The following is a 24,179-nucleotide window of genomic DNA, read 5'->3' on the forward strand; positions in this document are numbered from 1 at the left end:
GCACTCGACAGGATTCGAACCTGTGACCGCTCGGTTCGTAGCCGAGTACTCTATCCAGCTGAGCTACGAGTGCATTTGTTGCCGCGCATTATAGGCCGTTAAATCTTTTTGTAAAGCACTTTTTCTAGTAATTTCAACAACTTACAGAAGAAGCCAGATTACAACGTACTAAGCAAATAATGGCGGAGAACGGGGGATTCGAACCCCCGACACCCTTTTGAGGTGTACTCCCTTAGCAGGGGAGCGCCTTCGGCCACTCGGCCAGCTCTCCGCAACACGGGGCGTATATTAACCAGCTTTCTCCCCGTTTGCAAACAAAAAAAACGATAAAAATTAATGGCTTGGTTCTTCGTCCTTCTCTTTCTTAATCCGCAGGTAAATTTCCTCACGGTGAACCGCCACTTCTTTGGGGGCGTTGACACCAATACGCACTTGATTACCTTTGACGCCGAGCACGGTCACAGTGATCTCGCCATCACCAATGATCAGGCTTTCTGCGCACCGACGAGTCAGAATCAGCATACCTTTCTCCTCACGCATTACATTTTCAGGGACTACAGTCTGCAAAAAAAAGGGTGTTGGCCTACAACCGGGTCGGCTGCAGTCCTACACGCCTAAGTATTGACTAGCACGGGCAAAAGAACAGTTTTCTCCCGTGCCGATCAAAAACACAAAGGGCGCGGTCTGACCGCGCCCTTTCAAACACGCATCACTCGCCCTGTCGGGCCGGAGCGTCGAGCTCGAAAGCGGTGTGCAGCGCACGTACCGCCAACTCCAGGTACTTCTCCTCGATCACCACCGAAACCTTGATTTCAGAAGTGGAGATCATCTGGATGTTGATGCTCTCTTTAGCCAGGGCCTCGAACATGCGGCTGGCAACGCCCGCGTGGGAGCGCATGCCGACACCAACGATCGATACCTTGGCAATGTCTGTGTCGCCTACCACTTCGCGGGCACCGATTTCACGTGCGGTGTTTTCCAGCACGGTCTGGGCCGCCAGGTAGTCATTGCGGTGCACGGTGAAGGTGAAGTCGGTGGTGTTATCGTGCGAAACGTTCTGCACGATCATGTCGACTTCAATGTTCGCCGCGCTGATCGGGCCAAGGATCTTGAAGGCCACGCCAGGGTTGTCTGGCACGCCACGGATAGTCAGCTTGGCTTCATCGCGGTTGAAAGCGATGCCGGAAATGATCGGCTGTTCCATGGATTCCTCTTCATCAATAGTAATGAGGGTGCCCGGACCCTCCTGAAAGCTGTGCAGAACGCGCAGCGGAACGTTGTACTTGCCAGCAAACTCGACCGCACGGATCTGCAGCACCTTGGAACCGAGACTGGCCATTTCCAGCATCTCTTCGAAGGTGATCTTGTCCAGGCGCTGAGCCTTGGGCACAACCCGCGGATCGGTGGTGTAGACGCCGTCGACATCGGTATAGATCTGGCACTCATCGGCCTTCAGAGCTGCCGCCAGCGCCACACCGGTGGTGTCGGAACCACCACGACCCAGGGTGGTGATGTTGCCGTGCTCGTCAACGCCCTGGAAACCGGCAACCACTACCACACGACCGGCTTTCAGATCGCCACGAATCTTCTGATCATCAATCTGCAGGATTCGCGCTTTATTGTGAGCGCTGTCGGTGAGGATGCGCACCTGGTTACCGGTATAGGACACCGCCGGAACACCGCGCTTGATCAACGCCATGGCCAGCAACGCGATAGTCACTTGCTCGCCGGTGGAGACGATCACATCCAGCTCACGGGGAACCGGTTTGGCTTCGCCACTGATCTGCTTGGCCAGATCGATCAGGCGGTTGGTTTCGCCACTCATCGCCGACAGCACGATCACCAGGTCATCGCCGGCTTCGCGGAACTTCTTCACCTTGTCGGCGACCTGCTCGATCCGCTCGACAGAGCCGACCGAGGTGCCTCCAAATTTCTGTACGATCAAAGCCATTTTCTAAGCCGCCTCAGCCCGTAAAGGGGCGCCCGTTAAACAATCAAACTGCACAGCGCAAGGACCCGCCACTAGACGACGGGCCCGGCTCGGCGCCTTAAATACCCTGCTCGACAAATGGCACGGTCAGGGCCAGCGCGGCATCCAGTGCAGCGGCATCAACACCGCCGCCCTGCGCCATGTCTGGACGACCACCGCCCTTCCCGCCCACTGCCGCAGCGGCTTGCTTCATCAAATCACCGGCTTTGAGTTGGCCAGTCAGGTCCTTGGTTACACCGGCAACCAGTACGACCTTTTCCTCATGGACACTGCCGAGCAGGATCACTGCGCGGCCGAGTTTGTTTTTCAACTGATCCACCAGCGCCAGCAGCGCCTTGCCGTCCTGGCCGTCGAGACGCGCAGCCAGCACTTTCACGCCCTTGACGTCTGCCGCCTGAGCGGACAGATCATCGCCCGCGGCGCTTGCAGCCTTGGCCTGCAACTGCTCGAGTTGCTTCTCCAGCAAGCGGTTGCGTTCCAGCACTGCCGACAGCTTGTCGATCAGGTTGTCGCGGCTGCCCTTGACCAGGGTCGCCGCTTCCTTGAGTTGTTCTTCCGCCGCATTCAGGTACGCCAGGGCCGCAGCACCAGTCACTGCCTCGATACGACGCACGCCGGAAGCCACACCGCCTTCGCTGGTGATTTTCAGCAAGCCGATATCGCCGGTACGATTGGCGTGGATACCGCCACACAGCTCTACCGAGAAGTCGCCGCCCATGCTCAGTACGCGCACGCTGTCGCCGTACTTCTCGCCGAACAGCGCCATGGCGCCCTTCTTCTTGGCGGTATCGATATCAGTTTCTTCGGTTTCCACCGGGGTGTTCTTGCGAATCTCGGCGTTGACGATGTCTTCCAGCGCCTTGATCTGCTCGGGCTTGATCGCCTCGAAGTGGCTGAAGTCGAAACGCAGGCGCTGGCTGTCCACCAGCGAACCCTTCTGCTGTACGTGTTCGCCCAATACCTGGCGCAGCGCAGCGTGCAGCAAGTGGGTGGCCGAGTGGTTCAGCGAGGTCGCGTGGCGCACTTGCGCGTCGACCTGGGTTTCAACCGGCGCACCAACAGTCAGGCTACCCTTGGCCAGCACGCCATGGTGCAGGAAGGCACCGCCGGTCTTGGTGGTGTCGCGCACGTCGAAACGCGCGTTGCCAGCCTGAAGATAACCGCAGTCACCGATCTGGCCGCCGGATTCGGCATAGAACGGGGTCTGGTCAAGAATCACCACACCCTCTTCGCCTTCGCTCAGCACGTCGACCGATTGCCCTTCCTTATAAAGAGCAACCACTTTCGCCGAACCGCTGGTGGCGTGGTAACCGGTGAACTCGGTGGCCACGTCGACCTTGACCAGGCTGTTGTAGTCCATGCCGAAAGAACTGGCGGAGCGGGCACGCACACGCTGGGCTTCCATTTCGCGCTCGAAGCCTTCCTCGTCGAGAGTCAGGTTGCGCTCGCGGGCGATATCGCCAGTCAGGTCCATCGGGAAACCGTAGGTGTCGTACAGCTTGAACACCACGTCGCCCGGCACCACCGAGCCCTTGAGCTCGGCCAGGTCCTGCTCGAGGATCTTCAAGCCCTGCTCCAGGGTTTTGGCGAATTGCTCTTCTTCGGCTTTGAGCACACGCTCGATGTGCGCCTGCTGGGACTTCAGCTCCGGGAAGGCTTCGCCCATCTCGGCAGCCAGGGCGGCGACGATCTGATAGAAGAAACTGCCCTTAGCGCCCAGTTTGTTGCCGTGACGGCAAGCGCGGCGAATGATCCGGCGCAGCACATAGCCACGGCCTTCGTTGGAGGGCAGTACGCCGTCGGCAATCAGGAAGCCGCAGGAACGAATATGGTCCGCCACCACTTTCAGCGAAGCCTGGGCATCGTTGGTGCAGCCGATGGCCTTGGCTGCCGCATCCAGCAAGCTCTGGAACAGGTCGATCTCATAGTTCGAGTGCACGTGCTGCAGCACCGCGCTGATCCGCTCCAGGCCCATGCCGGTGTCCACCGACGGCGCGGGCAGCGGGTGCAACACGCCATCGGCGGTGCGGTTGAACTGCATGAACACGTTGTTCCAGATTTCGATGTAACGGTCACCGTCCTCTTCCGGCGAGCCGGGCGGGCCGCCCCAGATATCGGCGCCGTGATCGTAGAAAATCTCGGTGCAAGGGCCGCACGGGCCGGTATCGCCCATGGTCCAGAAGTTGTCGGACGCGTAAGGCGCACCCTTGTTGTCGCCGATACGCACCATGCGCTCGGCGGGTACGCCGACTTCCTTGGTCCAGATGTCGTAGGCCTCGTCGTCGGTGGCATACACCGTGACCCAGAGCTTTTCCTTGGGCAGGTTGAGCCACTTTTCGGAGGTCAGGAAGGTCCAGGCGAAGGTGATCGCATCACGCTTGAAGTAGTCACCGAAGCTGAAGTTGCCCAGCATTTCGAAGAAGGTGTGGTGACGAGCGGTATAACCGACGTTTTCCAGGTCGTTGTGCTTGCCGCCGGCGCGGACGCACTTCTGGCTGCTGACAGCGCGGGTATAGGCGCGCTTTTCCTGCCCCAGGAAGCAATCCTTGAACTGGTTCATCCCCGCGTTGGTGAACAGCAGGGTGGGGTCGTTGCCTGGGATCAAGGAGCTGGAGGCTACACGGGTGTGGCCTTGCTCTTCGAAGAAGCGGAGGAAGGCTTCACGGATTTCTGCGCTTTTCATTAGGTTCTTCCACGGAGACTGCGGCCAAAGGCCTGTGCGCAACGTCAACAGACGAAACGACGGCAAAGGGCCGCATTATATCGGCGTTAATCACTAGGTACAGCGTGTTTGTACGATACAAACAGTCAATTGGACGGAGAACACTGTCAGTTACGGGAAAACTCGGCAAAAGTGCTCAGCACGTGCTCGATTTGCCCGGCGCTGACGTCCAGATGAGTGACCAGACGCAACCGTGATGCGGCGCTGAGCTTGATCCCGCGCTCGGCGGCGAACGCCTTGAGCGCCTCGGCCCGATCCCCCATCTCTACATACACCATGTTGGTCTGCACCGGCTCGACACTGTAGCCCACCCGCCGCAGGCCATCGGCCAGCAATTGTGCATGGGCGTGGTCGTCGGCCAGACGCTGTACCTGATGGTCCAGGGCATACAGCCCCGCTGCCGCCAAACCGCCTGCCTGGCGCATGCCGCCACCGACCATCTTGCGCAGGCGCCGGGCCTTGGCGATCAGTTCCACCGAGCCACACAGCACCGAGCCCACCGGCGCACCTAGACCTTTGGACAGGCACACCGACACCGAATCGAAATGCTCGGCAATCACCCGTGCATCCACCCCCAGCTTGACCGCTGCGTTGTACAGCCGCGCGCCATCCAGATGCAGGGCCAGCCCGTGTTCCCGGGTAAAGGCCCGAGCCTGGGCCAGGTAGGCCAAGGGCAGCACCTTGCCCTGCATGGTGTTTTCCAGGGCCAGCAGGCGGGTGCGGGCAAAATGAAAGTCATCGGGCTTGATGGCCGCAGCCACCTGGACAAGGTCCAGCGAACCGTCAGCCTGCAATTCCAGTGGCTGGGGCTGGATAGAGCCGAGTACCGCCGCGCCCCCGCCTTCATATTTATAGGTATGGGCCTGTTGCCCGACGATGTACTCGTCGCCCCGTTCACAGTGAGCCATCAAGGCCAGCAGGTTGCTCATGGTGCCCGAGGGCACGAACAGCGCCGCAGCAAAACCCAGGCGCCGCGCCAATTCACCTTCCAACCGATTGACTGTCGGATCTTCGCCGTACACATCATCCCCGGTGGGCGCACTGGCCATGGCATCGAGCATACCAGGGGTCGGCTGGGTCACGGTGTCACTACGAAGATCGATCACGCTCATCACATCTGGCCTCGGCTGTGGGACCTGCAAGGTCCGCTCTTGAACAGGGGGAACTCCCTTTCGAAACGAAACTGCGGCCATGGCCGGCAATAATCAAGCAACAACTGTAGAAAAGCCTGAGTCTGGCGTTGAAAAATCCGATGAGAATTATCCAAAAGGTGCGATGCGTCTCGAGAGGATCTGTGTTAAAAACTCACCGCCCGCGAAAAATTGCGGGCAAACGTTCTCAGGGCGGGGTGCAATTCCCCACCGGCGGTAATTGCGTGCAATGCGCATAGCCCGCGAGCGCTTGGCGAGACCGGTGGCTTGGCCACAGGTGACGACAAGGTCAGCAGACCCGGTGTGATTCCGGGGCCGACGGTCATAGTCCGGATGAAGAGAGAACGGGATTGGCGCCAAAGGGCCGTTGCCGGGCAGTTCGTGGGAAATCCACGACCGTTCTGCGCGCACCCTTAAATCCCATTCGATTCATATATGCCCTGTTTTTCACACAAACAGGAGTCAGAACAGATGCAACCCACTGCAATCGATAGCAAAAGCAAACACCACCCCAACGAGCGCGTCGCCTTTATCCAGGCCTGCTGGCACAAGGAAATCGTCGATCAGAGCCGTCAGGGCTTCGTCACTGAAATGCTCGCCCAGGGCTATCAGGAATCCGATATCGACTTCTTCGAAGTCGGCGGCGCCTTCGAAATCCCGCTGCACGCCAAACTGCTGGCCAAATCCGGTCGTTATACCGGGATCGTTGCTGCCGGCCTGGTGGTGGACGGTGGCATCTACCGTCACGAGTTCGTCGCCCAGTCGGTCATCAGCGGCCTGATGCAAGTGCAACTGGAAACCGAAGTACCGGTCTTCTCGGTGGTGCTGACCCCGCATCATTTCCATGCGGGTGAAGAGCATCAGAAGTTCTTCTTCGAGCACTTCGTGCACAAAGGCCAGGAAGCGGCGAGAACCTGTGCCGACACCCTGCAGAAGGTCCGCGCCCTGCGCCGTAACGAGCAGCGTGCGGTAGCGGTTTAAGCGGTAGCGGTATCGCCGGCAAGCCGGCTCCTGCGGGGGGCCCGGCTTGCCGGCGAACCTCAGGCCAGGCCGTCGGCCGTGGCCGGCACAATCAGAATCCCTGCGCGCAAGCCGTTCTTCACCTTGGGATTGGGAAAAATGATCCGTGCCCCCGTCTCCTCGATGACCCAGCGGGTCTGGGCGATATCCTCGGCCAGCAGGTAACCCACTTCCAGTTCGGAAAAGTTCTCGATGTCTGCCGGCAGATGCAGGTGGAAGCTGTCGCTGTGCTTGATGACTTCCCGAGCCACGCTGAACAACTGCAACCCGTCGAGGCTGTCCTGCTCCGCAGGTGGTTCGCTACCGTCGATGATCTGCTTGAGCCGGGTTTCCAGGCGTTCGACATTGACCCCCTGGTTCTGCCCGAATGGCCGTGCCTTGCCCAACTCCAGGGTGAAGGACTCGGCCCCCAGCTGATCGTAGGTGTAGGCACTGAAGACGATGGAGGGCTTGTTCTGCAACAGCACCGCTTCCATACCGGCAGCCCGCAGGCGGGCCAGCTCACGGCGTGAATGCTGACGCCCGTCCTTCCATGGGTACAGGGCAAACTGCTCGATCTTCGAGCCGCGGATTGCCGTGTGCAGGTCGTAGTGCAGACGCTGGCGATCGGGCTGGCTGAAGAAGCTCGCCGCCAATCGCTCCAGTTCACAAGCGCGCAGGGCTTCGAAACCACTGCTCGATTCATGCCGGCCATTGAATAGCCGGTTGACGTCCTGTTCGACAAAACGCTCGCCGCGGCGCATGGCCTCGGGGTTGCCGAACAGGAACAGGATACGTGCGCGGGGCTTCAGATCGCCCCGGGCGATGTCATGCAACAAGCGGTCGAGCAGCTCGATGGGAGCCGTCTCGTTGCCATGGATTCCCGCTGACAGCAGCAGGTCCAGGCCGTTATCGCGAGCCTCGGGCGGCCGCACTTCCAGCGCCCCCTCGCTCAGCCAGCGCATGCGCACGCCGTCGACAGTCAGTTGAGTCTTCTCCGCCGGTTCACGGCCGGCGAGGGTCAGTTCAAGCAGTTTGCCGAGGGCGAGCATAGAGCGGACTTCCTTAGTGAGCGTGGCCGCAGTCAGGGCCATGCACGTGATCATCGTCACCGGCGTCGGCCGGCTCCATTTCCAGTTGCAGGCTGACCAGGTTGGTCGCCAGCGGGCGCAGCAGCAGGCTGGCGTATTCCGCATCACCTTCTTCCACATCCACGCCGATCAGCAGCTGGCCGCGGCCGTCCTGCTGGATCCACACTTCCTTGCCCTGCCACAGCACGGCGAAACGGGTGCAGGATGTTTCCAGCTGAGTGCCGTCGGTGTCTTCAAGGATCAGCTGCAGGGTATCGCTCATGGGTCGGTTCTCATCTGGGGTAAAGCTGCGCGCCCGGGATCGCCGGGCGCTGGCTTTCAATTGATCTGGAAGGGATAAACCGCGCCCAGTTTAAGGATTTGCGTCAGTTCATCCAGTGCCGTCCGGCACTCAAGCAGCAGTTGCGGGTCCGCCAGGTCGCTTTCGCTCAGGCGGTCGCGATAGTGCTTGCCGACCCATTGGGTCAGGGTGTCGTACAACGGCGCGGTCATGATAACCCCAGGATTGACCGCCGCCAGTTCGGTTTCCTTGAGCGCTACGCGCAAGCGCAGGCACGCCGGGCCACCGCCGTTCTGCATGCTCTGCTTGAGGTCGAAGACCTTCACTTCACGAATCAGCCCGCCAGAGCTGGTGAGGCTTTGCAGGTACTGCCAGACCCGCTCGTTGCCGCGGCATTCCTCGGGCACGATCAGCAGCATCGAGCCGTCGGCGCGTGACAGCAACTGGCTGTTGAACAGGTAGGAGCGCACGGCATCTTCCACCGTCACCTGCGAACGCGGCACGCAGATCGACTGGAAGTTGCCGCCGCGCTTGCCCAGCTTGCCCTGCAACTCGGCGAGCATCTTATCGGTCTCGAGGAAGGCGTCCTCGTGATAGAACAACACCTCGCCATTGCCCACCGCGATCACGTCGTTGTGGAACACGCCCTGGTCGATCACCGAAGGGTTCTGCTGGGCATAGACCACCCCTTCCTCGCTCAGGCCATGCAACCTGGCGACGGCCTGGGAAGCTTCCAGGGTCTGGCGCGCCGGGTACTTCTGCGGTGCCGGGTAGCGAGTATCGAAAGCACTGCGACCGAAGACGAAGAACTCCACGCCGGCCTGCCCATAGTCACGGCAGAAGCGCGTGTGGTTGGCGGCGCCTTCGTCGCCGAACTGCGCTACCGCCGGCAGGGCCGCGTGATGGGCGAAGTGCTTCTGGTCGGCGAACATGGCCCCCAGCACGCGGCTGGTGGTGGGGTGCTCGATGCTGCGGTGGTATTTGCAGTTGAGGTTGGCGGCAGTGAAGTGCACACGGCCATCGGCGGTGTCGGCACTGGGGCTGACCGTGGCGGCGTTGGCCACCCACATGCTCGATGCCGAGCAACTGGCGACCAGCAATGGCATCGCCTGCTTGGCGGCCTGCTGGATGACTTGGGCGTCTGTTCCGGCAAAACCCAGGTTGCGCAGGGCGGCCACGTCCGGGCGCTCTTGCGGGGCGAGCACGCCTTGCTGAAAGCCCATTTCCATCAGCGCTTTCATTTTCGCCAGGCCTTGCAGCGCCGCTTCCCTGGGATTGGAGCCCTGCTGGCTGTTGCTCTGGGAGGCAACGTTGCCGTAGGACAGGCCGCCGTAGTTATGGGTCGGCCCCACTAGCCCGTCAAAATTGACTTCATAGGATTTCATCAGCGAGGCTCCACGAATCTGTTTGTTATAGGCAATCGATATCTACACATGGCGAACGCGGTGCGCTCGTTCGCCGGCAAGTCGGCTCCTGCACAGATCTGCAGGAGCCGGGTTGCCGGCGAAAAGGCCACACCAATCAGGACAGGCGCACACCCGGCGTCAACGCGCTCGGCAGCACCAGGCTCGGGGTTTCCAGGGAAGCCACCGGGTACGCGCAGTAGTCCGCCGCGTAATAGGCACTGGCCCGATGGTTGCCCGAGGCCCCCACGCCACCGAATGGCGCGCTGCTGGCGGCGCCGGTCAACTGCTTGTTCCAGTTGACGATACCTGCTCGACTTTCCAGCCAGAACTGCTGGTAGCGCTCGGCGGAGTCCGACAACAGACCGGCCGCCAGGCCGTACTGAGTGTTGTTGGCCTCGGCGATCGCGTCATCGAAATCAGCGTAGCGGATCACTTGCAGCAACGGCCCGAACAGCTCCTCATCAGGGCGCTCGGCCACGGCGCTAACGTCCAGGATGCCCGGGGTCAGCAAGGCAGCCTGGGCCTGGGGCTGGGTCATTTCCAGCAAGGCTACGGCGCCGTTGGCCAACAGCTGCTGCTGCGCATCCATCAGTGCGCGGGCGGCGCCCAGGGAGATCACCGAGCCCATGAACGGCGCAGGCTGCTGGTCAAACGCGCCGACCTCGATGGTTGCGCTGACCGCCACCAGGCGCGCCAGCAACGTGTCACCCCAGGCGCCTTGCGGCACCAGCAAGCGCCGCGCGCAGGTGCAACGCTGGCCAGCCGAGATAAAGGCCGACTGGATGATGGTGTACACCGCAGCGTCCAGGTCGGCGACCTGCTCCACCACCAGGGGGTTGTTGCCGCCCATTTCCAGGGCCAGGATCTTGTCCGGGCGCCCGGCGAACTGCTGGTGCAGGTGATTGCCGGTACGGCTGGAACCGGTGAAGAACAACCCATCGATACCCGGATTGGCCGCCAGGGCGATGCCGGTTTCCCGAGCGCCTTGCAGCAGGTTCAGCACACCGGCCGGCAGGCCGGCTTCGATCCAGCACTGCACCGTCAGCTCGGCGACTTTCGGCGTCAGCTCGCTGGGTTTGAACAGCACGCTGTTACCGGCCAGCAAAGCGGGAACGATGTGCCCGTTAGGCAGGTGGCCAGGGAAGTTGTAGGGGCCGAACACCGCCACCACACCGTGGGGCTTGTGCCGCAGCACGGCGGTGGCGTCGCCCAGCGGGCCGCTCTTCTCGCCGGTACGTTCGCGGTAGCTCTGCACCGAGATGGCGATCTTGTTGACCATGCTGGTGACTTCGGTGGCAGCTTCCCACAGCGGCTTGCCGGTTTCCTCGCCAATGCAGCGGGCCAGTTCGTCGGCACGGCTCTTCAGGCTGGCGGCAAAGGCTTCGAGCACGCTGATGCGCTCTTCCAGGGAACGCTTGGCCCAGGCCGGAAACGCCTGGCGGGCAGCCTGCACGGCGCTCTCCACTTGTGCGGCAGTGGCACCGTTACCCGACCAGATGACCGCCTGGGTCACCGGATTGACCGAGGTGAAGGCCTCGCCCTGACCGGCCAGCCATTGGCCGGCAATGTACAGCGTGCTCATTATTTCGACTCCCGAGAAGCAGACAGCGGAACCGCGCGGACCTGGTCGCCGGCGTTGAGTTGCAGGCGCTTGGCGGTCAGGGGATCGACCACCAGGGTGCCGGCGGCAAAGCGCGCCGGTGCCGCGGTGATGCGGCAGTCCTCGCGCTTGCGGTTGTGGATCAGGAACGGCGTGGCGTCGTCGCCCGGGGTGCCGATGGCCAGCACCAGCGCCTGGCTGTCACGCACTGCGCGGATCTTGCTGGTCTCGCACTCCACCGCCGGGCCGGCGTCGAAGATGTCGACATAGCCCTGGTAGCTGAAGCCTTCGCTCTTGAGCATGGCCAGCGCCGGCTCGGTGTCGGTGTGGACCTTGGCGATGACGTTGCGCGCATCTTCGGACAGGAAACAGGTATAGAGCGGGAACTTGGGCATCAGCTCGGCGATGAAGGCCTTGTTGCCGACACCGGTCAGGTAGTCGGCCTGGCTGAACTCCATCTTGAAGAAGTGCCGGCCCAGGCTTTCCCAGAACGGCGAGCGGCCATTCTCGTCGGACATGCCTCTCATCTCGGCAATGATCTTGTTGCCGAACAGCTGCGGGAACTCGGCGATGAACAGCATCCGCGCCTTGGCCAGCATGCGGCCGTTGAGGCCGGTGCGGTAATCGGCATGCAGGAACAGCGAGCACAGCTCGGAGTTGCCGGTCAGGTCATTGGCCAGGAACAGCGTGGGGATCTCGCGGTAGATGTTCAGCTCCTGGGAGGCGCTGACCGTCAAGCCGACCCGGAAGTTGTACCAGGGCTCGCGCAGGCCGACGGCGCCGGCGATGGCGGAAATGCCCACCACCCGGCCGTTGTCGTCTTCCAGCACGAACAGGTAGTCCGCATCGCCGCGCTCGGCTTCACCGCGAAAGGTCTTTTCCGCCCAGCCGACCCGGTGGGTCAGGCGCTCTTCGTTGGCCGGCAAGGTGGTGAGGCCAGTGCCGGTGCTGCGGGCCAGGTCGATCAGCGCGGGTAAATCGCTGCTGCGTACGGGACGAACGATCATGCTATCTCCTCAGACGCAGGCCGCTGGCGGCCTGCGCGAAACTCGCTGCTTCTAGGCTTGCTTTCCAGGTAGTGAAAGCAGGCGTTAAACCGCCACCAGGCGCACGCTGGCGCCTTCGCCGACGCCCAGGGCTTCGGCGGCTTGCAGGTCCAGGGTCACCGGTTTGCCCGGGGCGTAATCCAGCTCCAGCAACACCGCGCGGTAATCCTGCAACTGGCCGTTGGAGACCAAGTACTGACGGCCGCCGCCCTTGGCTGCTTCACCGATCTTCACCGGCACCACGCGGCTCTGGGCAATCGAGCGGATACCCGAGACCCGCGCATGCAAGGTCGGGCCACCGTCGAAGATGTCGATGTAGTGATCGGTTTCAAAACCTTCGCGCATCAGGATGTCGAAGGTGATCTGTGCCCGCGGGTGCACCTGGCCCATGGCTTCCTGGGCCGCATCCGGCAGCAGCGGCACGTAGATCGGGTAATGGGGCATCAGCTCGGCGAGGAAGGTCCGGCTTTTCAGGCCGCACAGGCGCTCGGCCTCGGCGTAGTTGAGGTCGAAGAAGTTGCGCCCGATGGCATCCCAGAACGGCGAGTCGCCATGCTCATCGCTGTAGCCGACGATCTCGGTCACCACCGAATCGGCGAAGCGCTCCGGGTGGCTGGCGACGAACAACAGGCGGCCGCGGGAGTTGAGCTCCGACCAGGCCGAGCCCACCAGCTCCGGTACCACGTAGAAACTGGTCAGCAGGCTGTTGCCGGTGAGGTCGTGGCACTGGGACAGGACGTGGATCTTGTTGTGGATCTTCAGCTCGCGGGAAGCGTGGACGAAGGTTTCGTTGCGAAAGCTGTAGAACGGCTCGGAGTAGCCGGCCGAGGCGACAATCGCCGAGCAGCCCACCAGCTTGCCGCTGTCGGTGTCTTCCAGGACGAAGAAGTAGCTCTCTTCACCGTTGAAGCTCACTTCAGCGGCGAACGAAGCCTCGCTTGCGGCGATCTTGTCGCTCAGGCGATCCACATCATCCGGCAAGGAGGTGACACCAATCGGGCTGTCTGCAGCCAGACGCTGTACCTCGCCCAGATCAGCCATTTGCGCGGGGCGCATCACCAGCATGGTGTCACTCCTTACTCTAAAACAGGTCGGAAACCGTCCGACTCAGGGAAAAAAATGCCGGGATAGCCCGGCACAGGAATTAGGCTCGACGCCGGCCGCAAAGGCCGGCGCCGAGAAGCACCGCCGCCCTGGATCAGGCTTGAGTCAATTTCGCCACGGCGCGCTCGAAGCGGTCCAGGCCCTGGTCGATATCGGCATCCTCGACCACCAGGCTCGGCGCGAAGCGCACCACGTCAGGGCCGGCTTGCAGGATCATCAGGCCTTCTTTCTCGGCCGCGTTGAACACGTCCTTGGCCTTGCCCTTCCAGGCCTCGCTGAGCACGCAGCCGAGCAACAGGCCCAGGCCGCGGACTTCAGTGAACAGGCCGTACTTCTCACCGATCTGCAACAGACGGGTCTTGAAGCGGTCGTGCTTGGCTTTCACGCCATTGAGCACCTGTGGGGTGTTGATCACGTCGATCACCGCCTCGGCCACCGCACACGCCAGCGGATTGCCGCCGTAGGTGGTGCCGTGGGTGCCGACTACCAGGTGCTTGGCCAGCGCTTCGGTGGTCAGCATCGCCGCGATCGGGAAACCGCCGCCCAGGCTCTTGGCGCTGGTGAGGATGTCCGGGGTCACGCCGTAATGCTGATAGGCGAACAGCTCGCCGCTGCGGCCCATGCCGGTCTGCACTTCGTCGAACACCAGCAGCGCGTTGTGCTGGTCGCACAGCTCGCGGGCGCCTTGCAGGTAGGCCAGCTCGGCCGGCAGCACGCCGCCCTCGCCCTGGATCGGCTCCAGCACCACGGCGCAGGTCTTGTCGGAAACCGCGGCTTTCAGGGCGGCCAGATCGTTGTACGGCACATGGGTGATGCCGGTGATCTTCGGACCGAAGCCATCGGAGTACTTGGACTGGCCACCCACGTTCACGGTGAACAGGGTACGGCCGTGGAAGCTGTTCAGGGCCGCGATGATTTCGTACTTCTCGGCGCCGAAACGATCGTGAGCCACGCGACGGGCCAGCTTGAAGGCGGCCTCGTTGGCTTCTGCGCCGGAGTTGCAGAAGAACACGCGCTCGGCGAAGGTGGCGTCGATCAGCTTGTGGGCCAGGCGCAGGGCCGGCTCGTTGGTGAAGACGTTGGACACATGCCACAGCTTGCCCGCTTGCTCGGTCAGTGCGCCTACCAGGGCCGGATGGGCGTGACCCAGTACGTTGACCGCGATGCCGCCGGCGAAGTCGATCAGTTCCCGACCCGACTGATCCCATACTCGGGACCCCGCGCCACGCACAGGAATGAAGGCCGCAGGTGCGTAGTTGGGAACCATCACCTGGTCGAAATCGGCGCGTTGCACCGGAGCTTGCTCAACGGACATCGGAGTCTCCTGAAGAGGAACACCCGCCTGAAACTGGCGAGCGATGGAGGGATTGTAAGGACAGTTTTGTGCCCGGCCTTGTCGCCAAGCGACAACTTCTTATAGCGCCAACCCAGGTTTTAAGCGGGTTTATGGCAATGCGACAAATAGCGTCGCAAAGGCGCAGTTTAAACTGCGCACAGCCTCAGCGGCAGATTTGCCGGGCAATTTGCCCAAGGTAATTACCCAGGTAGTTATGTGGCGGGCAGCCCCAAATCTCGAAAAGGTTATCGACGTTACGACAAGAGGACGTCGAACGGGATTTTGCGGGCGAGCGGGTGGCCTGTGGGATTCGCCGGCAAGCCGGCTCCTACAATACGGGGTCAACCGCGCTCGGAAGGCACGGAGGAGAGTTCGAACGGGCTGCTGCTGCGCCGCTGATTGCGATCTTCACGCGGGGTGGCGCCAAAGAAGTTGCGATAAGCGCTGGAGAAGTGCGGGCCGGAAGAGAAACCACAGGACAGCCCGATCTGGATGATCGACTTGCTGGTCTGCATCAGCATCTGCCGGGCCTTGTTCAGGCGCAGCTCCAGGTAATACTGGCTGGGCACGCGGTTCAGGTACTGCTTGAAGATCCGCTCCAACTGACGACGGGAAACACAGACGTGCTGGGCAATCTCGTCGGTGGTCAGCGGCTCCTCGATATTGGCCTCCATCAGCAGCACTGCCTGGGTCAGCTTCGGATGGCTGGAGCCCAGGCGATTTTGCAGCGGGATACGCTGGCGCTCGCCGCCTTCACGAATGCGCTCCACCACCAGTTCCTCGGACACCGCACCGGCCAGCTCGGCGCCATGATCCCGGGCCAGCACCGCCAGCAGCAGGTCCAGCACCGACATGCCACCGCACGCGGTCAGGCGATCACGGTCCCAGTCGAACAGATGGCTGGTGGCGATGACCTTGGGAAAACGCTCGGCGAAATCATCCTGCCAGCGCCAGTGCACCGCTGCCCGATAACCATCGAGCAACCCCAGTTGTGCCAAGGGGTAAACCCCGGCTGACAGCCCACCAATCACACAGCCGGCACGCACCAGCTGCTTGAGGGCACTGCTCAAGCCGGAACTCATCGGCGCCGGCGGCTCGTCCGCCAGCAGGAACAGTTTCTGACAACCTTCCAGCTTGCCCGCCCAAGGCTCGCCCGGCAGTTGCCAGGCGCCTTCGGCCGGGGCCTCAGCCTGCAGGAAAGCCAGCTCATAGACCACTTCCGGGTGCACCCGCTGGGCAACACGCAAGGCCTCCTCAGCCAGCGCCAGCGTCAAGGCTTTAGTGCTGGGCCAAATCAGGAAACCAATTCGATGGGCAGTCATGGCGGGCAATCCGAAACGAAAACAAGGTGAGAAGCCAAGGGCGGCAGCACCAAGTTAGACCATCTGGCGCGCGGTGCGCAGCATGACCTAATTTGGTGCACAACGGCAGCTATTACTTGAGGCTGCCCGAGAGGAATTGTTGCAAACGTTCTGATTGCGGGTTCACCAGCACTTCACGCGGGTTGCCGCTCTCTTCCACCACACCCTTGTGCAGGAACACCAACTGGTTGGACACCTCACGGGCAAAGCCCATTTCGTGGGTCACCACCACCATGGTCCGACCTTCCTGGGCCAGGGCCTGCATGACCTTCAGGACGTCGCCCACCAGTTCCGGGTCCAGGGCCGAGGTCGGCTCGTCGAACAGCATGACTTCCGGTTCCATCGCCAGGGCCCGGGCAATCGCCACCCGTTGCTGCTCGCCACCGGACATGTGCCCCGGATAGGCATCCTTGCGGTGCGCCACACCGACCTTGGCCAGGTAGTGCTCGGCCTTCTCGCGAGCCTCGGCCTTGGACACACCCAGCACATGCACCGGCGCTTCCATGATGTTTTCAATCGCGGTCATGTGCGACCACAGGTTGAAATGCTGGAACACCATCGACAGGCGCGAGCGCATGCGCTGCAGCTGCTTGGGATCGGCGGCCTTCAAGGCGCCGTCCTTGTTGGCTACCAGCTTCAGCTCTTCGTTGTTCAGCAGGATCTTGCCCGCATGGGGCTGCTCCAGCAGGTTGATGCAGCGCAGGAATGTACTCTTGCCCGAGCCACTGGAGCCGATGATGCTGATTACATCGCCAGCTGCGGCCTTCAGGGACACGCCCTTGAGCACTTCGTGACTGCCATAGCGCTTATGCAGGTCTTGGACTTCAAGTTTGTACATGCGGTCGGTTCTCACAAAAACAGTCAGTCGTTGAGCAAGCGCCCGTGACGCAGCGCTTCGCGCCCCGCCACCTTGGCCAGCCAGAAACCGGGTTGGGCATAACGCAGCCGCTCAACGGCGAACAGCACGCCGCTGGTGCCAGCACACACCGTGCTGACCCGATCGGATAGGGGATCAATCACTTCAAAAACCGGCTCGCCCGCCTCCACCCAGCTACCGGCCGGACGCAGAAAGCTCACCACGCCGGGGTGCGGCGCATACAGCAGTTGGGTGCCTTCGAAAGGCATGGCCTCGCAGGCTTCGCGCCCGGGGGCCGGCCAATCACCGGCAATCAACCCCTGCTCGGCAAGAAACGCCAGGATGCCTTCGGCGTGCGCTTGGGCCTGAGGCCGCCCGGTGTCGGCCTGGCCGCCCAGCTCGAGGGTGGTTGCCAGGCAAGCCAAGGGGATCTGCGCTTCAGGGAACTGCCGCGACAGGCGCAACCAGGGCAACGAACAGGCTTCGTCGAACGAACTGCCACCGGAATCTTCCGCCAGCAGGCCGACCTTCACATCCAGGTGCGCGGCCAGGGAGCGCCACTGCGGCCAATGCTGCGGCAATGCATACATGTGCAGCGCCGCCTCGGCATCGCAATGCAGGTCCAGCACCACATCAGCGCTGCAGGCATGGCTCAGGAGCACCCGCTGCATGCCCTGCAACTGGCTGGACGCCGGCGGTAGCTCAGCCAGCACCTCGGCCATGGCCTGGCGAATCAGGCGCACATTGGCGTGCGGATCATCCCCCAGGCGCCCTTGTAGGCGCTGGCCGACCGGCTCGCTCAACTCGACGAAATCACGGTTGAAGTTCTTGCCGCTGCCGGCCTCGAAACGCCCCTGGTGATTGCCTTGCAGCAACTGGCCCAGGCCCAGCGGGTTGGCCACCGGCACCAGCTCGATGACGCCGTTGAGAGCCCCCTGGGCTTCCAGTTCGCCGAGGTGCTTCTTCAGCTCCCAGGCAGTACGCATGCCCGGCAACTCGTCAGCATGCAGGCTGGCCTGGATATAGGCCTTGCGCTCGCCGCTGCCGAAACGGAACACCGAGATATGCCGCTCGCTACCCAGGTGATTCCAGGGCAATGGATGATCGATGCGTTCCATATCAGTGCTTCCGCGGCGCCAGGTAGCGCAGCCAGCGGCCTTCGGCCAGCTTGAACAGGCGCACCAGGATAAAGGTCAGGCACAGGTAGAACACGCCGGCGGTGATGTAGGCCTCGAACGGCAGGTAGTACTGCGCGTTGACCGTCCGCGCCGCGCCGGTGATGTCGATCAGGGTCACGATGGACGCCAGACTGGTGGTCTGCAGCATCATGATCACTTCGTTGCTGTACTGAGGCAGCGCCCGGCGCAGAGCCGACGGCAAGAGAATGCGGCGGTACATCTTGTAGCGCGACATGCCCATGGCCTTGGCCGCCTCGATCTCGCCATTGGGCGTGGCCTTGAGGCTGCCGGCGATGATTTCCGCGGTGTAGGCGCTGGTGTTGATGGCAAAGGCGAGGCAGGCGCAGAAGGTCGCGCTGGACAGCCAGGGCCAGAGGAAACTCTCGCGCACCGCTTCGAACTGAGCCAGGCCGTAGTAGATCAGGAACAGCTGCACCAGCATTGGCGTGCCGCGGATCACATAGGTGTAGAGCCAGGCTGTCATGTTCACCAGCGGCTGCTTGGACACCCGCATCAGCCCCAGGGGCAGCGCCACCAGCAAACCGAAGAACAGCGACAGCGCCAGCAGTTTCAGGGTGGTCAGCAGGCCGCCGAAGTACAGCGGCAGGGCCTCATAGATGACGTTGTAGTCGAAGATCATAGATCAGCCGCCCTTACGCCTACCGAGTAGCGCTTCTCAAGGTAACGCAGTGCCAGCAACGAGACGCTGGTGATCACCAGGTACATCGCCGCCACTGCAAGGAAGAAGGTGAATGGCTCGCGAGTGGCATCCGCCGCCTGCTTGGCCTTGAACATCATGTCTTGCAGGCCCACCACGGAAATCAGCGCGGTCGCCTTGGTCAGTACCAGCCAGTTGTTGGTGAAGCCGGGAATCGCCAGGCGAATCATCTGCGGCACCATCACCCGGAAAAACACCTGGAAGCTGCTCATGCCGTAGGCCATGCCGGCTTCCGCCTGCCCCTTGGGGATCGCCATGAAGGCGCCACGGAAGGTTTCGGAGAGGTAGGCACCAAAGATGAAGCCCAGGGTGCCGATACCGGCCGCCAGCGGATTGAGGTCGATGTAATCGTCATAACCCAGCAGCGGCGCCACCCGGTTGAGCAGATCCTGGCCGCCGTAGAAGATCAGCAGGATCAGCACCAGGTCGGGAATACCGCGGATTACCGTGGAGTACAGGTCGCCCAGCCAGGCCAGCCAGCGCACCGGCGAGAGGCGCAGCGCAACCCCGATCAGACCCAGAACAATGGCCAGGGCCATGGACGACAAGGCGAGCTGAAGCGTCAGCCAAGCGCCATCGAGGATGACAGCCCCGTAGCCTTTCAACATGATTCAGGTCCTCGAAAATTGGGATGAAAAAATGGCGCAAACTTCAGAGATTCTGCTGCTTGCGCCATCTCGGACTGACTGATTCGACGGTCTTACTTGCCGTAGATGTCGAAGTCGAAGTACTTGTCCTGGATTTGCTTGTACTTGCCGTTCTCACGAATGGCAGCGATGGCGGCGTTGATCTTGTCCAGATCGGCCTTGTCGCCCTTGCGCACGGCGATCCCTACGCCGTCGCCGAAGTATTTGACGTCGGTGAAGGCCGGACCGACGAAGGCGAAGCCCTTGCCAGCGTCGGTCTTCAGGAAGCCGTCATTCAACAGGGTAGCGTCTGCCACGGTACCGTCGAGGCGACCGGCGGCCACATCCAGGTAGATTTCGTTCTGCGAGCCGTAAGGCTTGATCTGCGCACCCAGGGGAGCCAGCACTTCACGGGCGAAACGCTCGTGGATCGAACCGCGCTGCACGCCGATGTTCTTGCCCTTGAGTTCGGCCAGGCCGTCGCTGATCTGGGTACCGGCTTTCATCACCAGACGCGCCGGGGTGTTGTAGTACTTGTTGGTGAAGTCCACGGACTTCTTGCGATCGTCAGTGATCGACATGGACGAGAGGATGGCGTCGATCTTGCGAACCTTCAGTGCCGGGATCAGGCCGTCGAACTCTTGCTCGACCCAGACACACTTGACCTTCATCTCTTCGCACAGGGCGTTGCCGATGTCGTAGTCGAAACCGACGATGCTGCCGTCCGGCGCCTTGGAGGCAAACGGAGGGTAAGCCGCTTCGATACCAATTTTCAGGGGCTTTTCATCGGCAAAAGTCGGCAGGGAGAGCACGGACAGTGCCAGGGCGCCAAGAAGCACGAGTTTCTTCATCTTAGAACTCCATCGGTAAAGGGCGAAAACGGCAGAGTGAGCGACAGCCCAATATGCGAATGGGTGAAACAGCAAATAGCGGCGCTGCGGCCCGGGCAGCCCGCAGGGGGCTCACACACAGGCAACGACGAGCGAGTGACCGGCATTCTAACGACAGGCTGGAAGCCGATATTTCCTCAATGCGACAACAAATTACAGAAGCATCGAGAATGCCTGGCCAGCGCATTGACAGCTCTTCAATTCTATGCAAGAGCGAAAGACGGGGAACCGATCTATGCTGCAAATTGCGGGCCTATTATTGGCAAAGCCTTCTATTCCGGCAAGCGCAGCGTGATGACTTATTTTTTATAAGGGTATAAAAGGCCCTGAAATGGGGCCCTGCGTTTCCCATTGCCCCGAAAGTAGGCGCGAGGTTACATCTTCGGCCGTACCGGTAACATTCGGATACACCGAAAGGATAAATCCGATATTTATTCGCCCCTTCCTCGCGGGCAAGCCGGCACCTGCAACAGCCACGCAGAGGGCTTTGCGGCCCATCGCCACCGCACAAAAAAGCCCCGCCCGGCACAGGGCCGGGCGGGGCTGGGTGACTCGAAAACCGCCTCAGGCGACGTTCATGGTCTTGTGGGTATCGATCAGGTGCTGCACCACACTCGGGTCAGCCAGGGTCGAGATATCGCCCAGACCGTCGTACTCCGCCGTGGCGATCTTGCGCAGAATCCGCCGCATGATCTTCCCGGAACGAGTTTTCGGCAGGCCCGGCGCCCATTGGATGACGTCCGGCGAGGCGATCGGCCCGATTTCCTTGCGCACCCAGTTCTTCAGTTCCAGGCGCAGGGCTTCGTTCGGCTCTTCGCCACCATTGAGGGTCACATAGACGTAGATGCCCTGCCCCTTGATGTCGTGAGGCACGCCCACCACCGCCGCTTCGGCGACCTTCGGGTGCGCAACCATGGCGCTTTCGATTTCGGCGGTACCCATGCGGTGCCCGGAGACGTTGAGCACATCGTCCACCCGACCGGTGATCCAGTAGTAGCCATCTTCGTCGCGACGGGCGCCGTCACCGGTGAAGTACATGCCACGGAACGTCTTGAAGTAGGTATCGACGAATCGATCGTGGTCGCGGTACAGGGTCCGTGCCTGGCCTGGCCACGAGTCGAGAATCACCAGGTTGCCCTCGGCCGCGCCCTCGATGATGTTGCCCAGGTTATCCACCAGGGCCGGCACCACGCCGAAGAACGGACGCGCTGCGGAACCCGGCTTCAAGGCATGCGCCCCCGGCAGCGGGCTCATGAGGGTGGCGCCGGTTTCGGTCTGCCACCAGGTGTCGACGATCGGGCAGCGGGACTGACCGACGTTCTTGTAGTACCAGTCCCAGGCTTCCGGGTTGATCGGCTCGCCCACCGAGCCCAGCAGGCGCAGGCTGCTGCCATCGGCACCTTCGCAGGCAGCGGTGCCCGAAGCCATCATGGCGCGGATTGCGGTCGGTGCCGTGTAGAGGATGTTGACCTTGTGCTTGTCGACGATCTTCGCCACCCGAGTGACATCCGGGTAGTTCGGCACACCCTCGAACAGCACGGTGGTGGCGCCGTTGGCCAGCGGGCCGTAGACAATATAGGTGTGGCCGGTGACCCAGCCGACGTCGGCGGTGCACCAGTAGACTTCGCCCGGGCGGTAGTCGAACACCCGCTCATGGGTCAGCGACGCATACAGCAGGTAGCCGCCGGTGGTGTGCTGCACGCCCTTGGGCTTGCCGGTGGAACCGGAGGTATAGAGGATGAACAGCGCTTCTTCGGCGCCCATCTCTTTCGGCGCGCAGACGCTGCCGGCGACTTTCATCAAGTCTTCGTACCAGATGTCGCGGTGCTGGTTCCACTTGATGTTGCCACCGGTGCGCTTGCACACGATGACCTTCTGAATGCTGCTGGTTTCCGGGTTGGTCAGGGCATCGTCGACATTGGCCTTGAGCGGCACTTTCTTGCCGGCACGGATACCTTCATCGGCAGTGATCACCACCTTGGAGCGGCAGTCGATGATGCGCCCGGCCAAGGCTTCAGGGGAGAAGCCGCCGAACACCACCGAGTGGATCGCGCCAATGCGGGTACAGGCCAGCATGGCCACCACCGCCTCGGGAATCATCGGCATATAGATAGTCACCACGTCGCCGCGGTGCACGTCCTGGCCACGCAGGGCGTTGGCGAACTTGCAGACTTCCTCATGCAGTTCGCGGTAGGTGATGTTGCGGCTTTCGGAAGGATCGTCGCCTTCCCAGATGATCGCGATCTGATCACCGCGCTCGGCGAGATGGCGATCCAGGCAGTTGTAGGAGACGTTCAGGGTGCCGTCGGCGAACCACTTGATATCGACATGGTGATCGTCGAAGGAGGTCTGCTTCACCGTGGTAAAAGGCTTGATCCAGTCGAGACGCTTGGCCTGTTCGCGCCAGAAACCGTCCGGGTTCACGACCGACTGCTGGTACATGGCCTTGTAGGTCGCCTCGTCAGTCAGCGTATTGGCCAAAACCTCGGGACGAACGGGATACAGAGAAGCCGCACTCATCTTTCTTACCTCGGTGACATAGTTGTTTTTGTATGACCCCGTTGTAGCCGGGGGGCGTCTATAGAACCATTCGACGATGGTAGTAACAACCCCCTGCGAAATACCCCTCCATTTGCCAAACCCCTTCAAGAATGCGCCTTACAGCGATATCCACCCTACCCAAAAAAGTTCCAGCCAGCTGCCAAACAGCCCTTTTTCGGCGATTGTTACAAAAACTGTCAAAGGTGTTTATCAAAAGTACGCCTATATGACTGCGGCCCCCGCGCCTAAAATCTGCCTCGCCCAACAGGCAATCTGATTAACCAAGTTGCAGCCCCCACGAAGGCAGTTAATCAAACTTCTACTCAAGTTCCACACGCAGCCCCATAAAGGCTGCGTGACCTCACACGACCTTAGAAAGGTAAAACGCAAATGAAAGCTTTATTAGTTCTGGCCCTCAGCAGTCTGTGCGTAACCGCGATGGCTGATGAGATCCCGACTGATGTCGCCAACCAGCAAGTACCGGTAGAGGAATACACTTACTCGACTGATCTGGATATCGCCAAAGTTATCTCCATGAGCGAAGTTCCAGAAGTATGCGAAGTTGTACCAGCGCGCATGGAATATGAAGACTCCCACGGCCAGCGGCATATTCTTCAATATCGCGTAATGGGCAACGGTTGCTCTAACGGCTAATAGCAAAGTTCATTGCACATACCTTGATGACTGCCGGCCGCAAGAAATCCCTCTTGCGGCACAGATGCCTGGTGACTACCCGCCCATGGGCAGTAAAAGGCCTCAGCCTGACGACGTGCGAGCCCGGCAATCGCACGCACCTTTCCTCCTGAGGTTGATGGCCTCCTCATGGCACCGCCACGACCTTGCGAGCAACTCCAGCGACGGCTTCGACGGAGGAAATCCGGCCACCCCCTGAAGACCTGCTCCAGGAGATTTCCCAAGGCAAGACCGAGCGATTCGAGTTGTGTTCAAAACCTCAAAAAGGCTTGCAAAAACACAACATCTAGTAAAATTGGCTATTTTTTGGCCATTTCCAGCTATTTTTTTCAAGCGTGAAAAAAAATCTTCAACCGCCAAAGCCTTGTAAACCCGCGCTCTGCTCCAAGTCCCCCCCCTTCTCGGGCTCGCCTGCGCCCATCGGTCGCCCCACGCCCCCGAAAATATCCTTATAATGCGTCCTCAAAACGGGCCTGCAACATTCCCTTACCGGATGAAAACGACCTGCTGAATCCTGCGCAGGAGCTGGTACGCCAAGCTCCGCCCGACAGCGGTCACCAGGCACCCGGACACGTATTTCTGTTTATTGCC

General features: G+C 61.3%; 20 protein-coding genes, 2 tRNA genes and 1 riboswitch. Of the genes, 2 read left to right on the forward strand and 20 right to left on the reverse strand.

Going from position 1 to position 24,179, the window contains the following annotated elements; all coding sequences use genetic code 11:
• The 6 genes from ACUXVH_RS17715 to ltaE all read right to left on the reverse strand — a co-directional run bounded on the left by ACUXVH_RS17715 (position 1) and on the right by ltaE (position 5,824).
• Positions 1-73, reverse strand: a tRNA-Arg gene (locus ACUXVH_RS17715).
• Positions 74-180: 107 nt separating this feature from the next.
• Positions 181-271 (reverse strand) — tRNA-Ser (locus ACUXVH_RS17720).
• A gap of 62 nt (positions 272-333) precedes the next feature.
• Positions 334-522: a carbon storage regulator CsrA gene (gene csrA, locus ACUXVH_RS17725; RefSeq protein ID WP_002554426.1), complete on the reverse strand. Its 189-nt coding sequence runs from the start codon at positions 520-522 to the stop codon at positions 334-336.
• A gap of 187 nt (positions 523-709) precedes the next feature.
• Positions 710-1,951: an aspartate kinase gene (locus tag ACUXVH_RS17730; RefSeq protein ID WP_011062761.1), complete on the reverse strand. Its 1,242-nt coding sequence runs from the start codon at positions 1,949-1,951 to the stop codon at positions 710-712.
• 97 nt (positions 1,952-2,048) lie between these two features.
• The gene (gene alaS / locus ACUXVH_RS17735; RefSeq protein ID WP_065365405.1) at positions 2,049-4,673 is read right to left on the reverse strand and encodes an alanine--tRNA ligase; all 2,625 of its coding nucleotides are present in this window, start codon (positions 4,671-4,673) and stop codon (positions 2,049-2,051) included.
• 146 nt (positions 4,674-4,819) lie between these two features.
• Positions 4,820-5,824, reverse strand: coding sequence for a low-specificity L-threonine aldolase (ltaE, locus tag ACUXVH_RS17740; protein ID WP_011062763.1), 1,005 nt, complete (start codon positions 5,822-5,824; stop codon positions 4,820-4,822).
• Between the two features lie 218 nt (positions 5,825-6,042).
• Positions 6,043-6,213: riboswitch (FMN riboswitch) on the forward strand.
• Between the two features lie 121 nt (positions 6,214-6,334).
• Between ltaE and ACUXVH_RS17745 the strand changes: the two genes are divergently transcribed.
• Entirely contained in the window at positions 6,335-6,844 is a 510-nt protein-coding gene (locus ACUXVH_RS17745) for a 6,7-dimethyl-8-ribityllumazine synthase (RefSeq protein WP_011062764.1), read from the forward strand.
• Between the two features lie 59 nt (positions 6,845-6,903).
• Here ACUXVH_RS17745 and astE read toward each other — a convergent pair whose 3' ends face one another.
• The 14 genes from astE to acs all read right to left on the reverse strand — a co-directional run bounded on the left by astE (position 6,904) and on the right by acs (position 22,874).
• The gene (astE, locus tag ACUXVH_RS17750) at positions 6,904-7,914 is read right to left on the reverse strand and encodes a succinylglutamate desuccinylase (RefSeq protein ID WP_011062765.1); all 1,011 of its coding nucleotides are present in this window, start codon (positions 7,912-7,914) and stop codon (positions 6,904-6,906) included.
• Positions 7,915-7,927: 13 nt separating this feature from the next.
• The gene (locus tag ACUXVH_RS17755; protein WP_011062766.1) at positions 7,928-8,215 is read right to left on the reverse strand and encodes a hypothetical protein; all 288 of its coding nucleotides are present in this window, start codon (positions 8,213-8,215) and stop codon (positions 7,928-7,930) included.
• Between the two features lie 56 nt (positions 8,216-8,271).
• Complete coding sequence (gene astB, locus ACUXVH_RS17760) at positions 8,272-9,618, reverse strand: N-succinylarginine dihydrolase (protein WP_011062767.1); 1,347 nt, start codon at positions 9,616-9,618, stop codon at positions 8,272-8,274.
• Positions 9,619-9,754: 136 nt separating this feature from the next.
• Positions 9,755-11,224 (reverse strand): succinylglutamate-semialdehyde dehydrogenase, encoded by a 1,470-nt coding sequence (gene astD / locus ACUXVH_RS17765; protein WP_172621772.1) that lies wholly within the window; start codon positions 11,222-11,224, stop codon positions 9,755-9,757.
• Entirely contained in the window at positions 11,221-12,246 is a 1,026-nt protein-coding gene (gene astA, locus ACUXVH_RS17770; RefSeq protein WP_015636679.1) for an arginine N-succinyltransferase, read from the reverse strand. The genes astD and astA overlap by 4 nt, the downstream gene beginning before the upstream one ends.
• Positions 12,247-12,330: 84 nt before the next feature.
• Entirely contained in the window at positions 12,331-13,350 is a 1,020-nt protein-coding gene (aruF, locus tag ACUXVH_RS17775) for an arginine/ornithine succinyltransferase subunit alpha (protein WP_011062770.1), read from the reverse strand.
• Positions 13,351-13,483: 133 nt separating this feature from the next.
• Complete coding sequence (locus tag ACUXVH_RS17780) at positions 13,484-14,704, reverse strand: aspartate aminotransferase family protein (protein ID WP_011062771.1); 1,221 nt, start codon at positions 14,702-14,704, stop codon at positions 13,484-13,486.
• Positions 14,705-15,066: 362 nt separating this feature from the next.
• Positions 15,067-16,047, reverse strand: coding sequence for a transcriptional regulator ArgR (gene argR / locus ACUXVH_RS17785; protein ID WP_011062772.1), 981 nt, complete (start codon positions 16,045-16,047; stop codon positions 15,067-15,069).
• 112 nt (positions 16,048-16,159) lie between these two features.
• Positions 16,160-16,924: an ABC transporter ATP-binding protein gene (locus ACUXVH_RS17790; RefSeq protein ID WP_011062773.1), complete on the reverse strand. Its 765-nt coding sequence runs from the start codon at positions 16,922-16,924 to the stop codon at positions 16,160-16,162.
• A 23-nt stretch (positions 16,925-16,947) separates the two neighbouring features.
• Positions 16,948-18,060, reverse strand: a complete 1,113-nt coding sequence (locus ACUXVH_RS17795) for a succinylglutamate desuccinylase/aspartoacylase family protein (protein WP_065365404.1) — start codon at positions 18,058-18,060, stop codon at positions 16,948-16,950.
• A 1-nt stretch (position 18,061) separates the two neighbouring features.
• Positions 18,062-18,760: an ABC transporter permease gene (locus ACUXVH_RS17800; RefSeq protein WP_011062775.1), complete on the reverse strand. Its 699-nt coding sequence runs from the start codon at positions 18,758-18,760 to the stop codon at positions 18,062-18,064.
• The gene (locus ACUXVH_RS17805) at positions 18,757-19,446 is read right to left on the reverse strand and encodes an ABC transporter permease (protein WP_011062776.1); all 690 of its coding nucleotides are present in this window, start codon (positions 19,444-19,446) and stop codon (positions 18,757-18,759) included. Before ACUXVH_RS17805 ends, ACUXVH_RS17800 begins: the two co-directional genes overlap by 4 nt.
• Before the next feature lie 92 nt (positions 19,447-19,538).
• Positions 19,539-20,315, reverse strand: coding sequence for an ABC transporter substrate-binding protein (locus ACUXVH_RS17810; RefSeq protein WP_011062777.1), 777 nt, complete (start codon positions 20,313-20,315; stop codon positions 19,539-19,541).
• Positions 20,316-20,918: 603 nt separating this feature from the next.
• Complete coding sequence (gene acs / locus ACUXVH_RS17815) at positions 20,919-22,874, reverse strand: acetate--CoA ligase (RefSeq protein WP_011062778.1); 1,956 nt, start codon at positions 22,872-22,874, stop codon at positions 20,919-20,921.
• Positions 22,875-23,285: 411 nt separating this feature from the next.
• On the opposite strand from acs, the gene ACUXVH_RS17820 reads away from it, so the two are divergent.
• Positions 23,286-23,549 carry a DUF2790 domain-containing protein gene (locus ACUXVH_RS17820; protein ID WP_011062779.1) on the forward strand — a complete coding sequence of 88 codons (264 nt, stop codon included), beginning with the start codon at positions 23,286-23,288 and terminating at the stop codon, positions 23,547-23,549.
• The last annotated feature ends 630 nt before the right edge of the window (positions 23,550-24,179 follow it).

The organism is Pseudomonas sp. 8(2025) (assembly GCF_052665325.1).

Excerpts from the sequence above, each read along its gene's own strand:
- ACUXVH_RS17745 (WP_011062764.1), top strand. The coding sequence starts at position 6,335 with ATGCAACCCACTGCAATCGATAGCAAAAGCAAACACCACCCCAACGAG.
- ACUXVH_RS17780 (WP_011062771.1), bottom strand. The coding sequence starts at position 14,704 with ATGTCCGTTGAGCAAGCTCCGGTGCAACGCGCCGATTTCGACCAGGTG.
- ltaE (WP_011062763.1), bottom strand. The coding sequence starts at position 5,824 with ATGAGCGTGATCGATCTTCGTAGTGACACCGTGACCCAGCCGACCCCT.
- alaS (WP_065365405.1), bottom strand. The coding sequence starts at position 4,673 with ATGAAAAGCGCAGAAATCCGTGAAGCCTTCCTCCGCTTCTTCGAAGAG.
- ACUXVH_RS17805 (WP_011062776.1), bottom strand. The coding sequence starts at position 19,446 with ATGTTGAAAGGCTACGGGGCTGTCATCCTCGATGGCGCTTGGCTGACG.
- ACUXVH_RS17820 (WP_011062779.1), top strand. The coding sequence starts at position 23,286 with ATGAAAGCTTTATTAGTTCTGGCCCTCAGCAGTCTGTGCGTAACCGCG.
- argR (WP_011062772.1), bottom strand. The coding sequence starts at position 16,047 with ATGACTGCCCATCGAATTGGTTTCCTGATTTGGCCCAGCACTAAAGCC.
- csrA (WP_002554426.1), bottom strand. The coding sequence starts at position 522 with ATGCTGATTCTGACTCGTCGGTGCGCAGAAAGCCTGATCATTGGTGAT.
- ACUXVH_RS17795 (WP_065365404.1), bottom strand. The coding sequence starts at position 18,060 with ATGGAACGCATCGATCATCCATTGCCCTGGAATCACCTGGGTAGCGAG.
- acs (WP_011062778.1), bottom strand. The coding sequence starts at position 22,874 with ATGAGTGCGGCTTCTCTGTATCCCGTTCGTCCCGAGGTTTTGGCCAAT.
- ACUXVH_RS17730 (WP_011062761.1), bottom strand. The coding sequence starts at position 1,951 with ATGGCTTTGATCGTACAGAAATTTGGAGGCACCTCGGTCGGCTCTGTC.
- astE (WP_011062765.1), bottom strand. The coding sequence starts at position 7,914 with ATGCTCGCCCTCGGCAAACTGCTTGAACTGACCCTCGCCGGCCGTGAA.
- ACUXVH_RS17790 (WP_011062773.1), bottom strand. The coding sequence starts at position 16,924 with ATGTACAAACTTGAAGTCCAAGACCTGCATAAGCGCTATGGCAGTCAC.
- ACUXVH_RS17800 (WP_011062775.1), bottom strand. The coding sequence starts at position 18,760 with ATGATCTTCGACTACAACGTCATCTATGAGGCCCTGCCGCTGTACTTC.
- aruF (WP_011062770.1), bottom strand. The coding sequence starts at position 13,350 with ATGCTGGTGATGCGCCCCGCGCAAATGGCTGATCTGGGCGAGGTACAG.
- astB (WP_011062767.1), bottom strand. The coding sequence starts at position 9,618 with ATGAAATCCTATGAAGTCAATTTTGACGGGCTAGTGGGGCCGACCCAT.
- ACUXVH_RS17755 (WP_011062766.1), bottom strand. The coding sequence starts at position 8,215 with ATGAGCGATACCCTGCAGCTGATCCTTGAAGACACCGACGGCACTCAG.
- ACUXVH_RS17810 (WP_011062777.1), bottom strand. The coding sequence starts at position 20,315 with ATGAAGAAACTCGTGCTTCTTGGCGCCCTGGCACTGTCCGTGCTCTCC.
- astA (WP_015636679.1), bottom strand. The coding sequence starts at position 12,246 with ATGATCGTTCGTCCCGTACGCAGCAGCGATTTACCCGCGCTGATCGAC.